Annotated in this window: 1 protein-coding gene; it reads left to right on the forward strand. The window is 38.7% G+C overall.

Annotated elements, in window-relative coordinates; all coding sequences use genetic code 11:
* The coding region (locus tag AC3G7N_RS22615; RefSeq protein ID WP_489424340.1) for a glucosamine-6-phosphate deaminase at positions 1–499 on the forward strand (499 nt) is incomplete at its 5' end.
* Positions 500–520 lie beyond the last annotated feature (21 nt).

Raw genomic sequence — 520 nt, forward strand, 5'->3', positions numbered from 1 at the left:
CGCAAATAGCTATCATTATTATATGAAGAACCACCTTTTCCAGTATATTGATGTCAATATGGATAATGTACATGTACCAAAAGGGGATGTACTGGATATCAAGAAAGAATGTCAGGAATATGAAAAATCAATTCGCTCACATGGAAATATTGATCCGCAAATATTAGGGCTTGGGGCAAATGGACACATTGGATTTAATGAACCCGGTACTTCATTCAACAGTAGAACACATATCGTTGATTTAGCGGAATCAACGCGTCAGGCGAATGCAAGGTTTTTCGATTCGTATAATGATGTACCTGAACAGGCCATCACCATGGGGATAGAAACAATTTTGGAGAGCAAGGAAATAATTGTGCTTGTTTCAGGAAACAAAGAAGCTGAAGCGTTATCCAGACTTGTAAATGGTAAGATAAGTGAAGACTTTCCAGCGTCAGTTCTCAAAGAACATATTCATGTTACGGTAATTGCGGATGAAGCGGCGTTATCAGCTATGTAAAAAGAAGCTGTCCCATCTGAA

It is taken from the genome of Virgibacillus carmonensis (assembly GCF_057836705.1).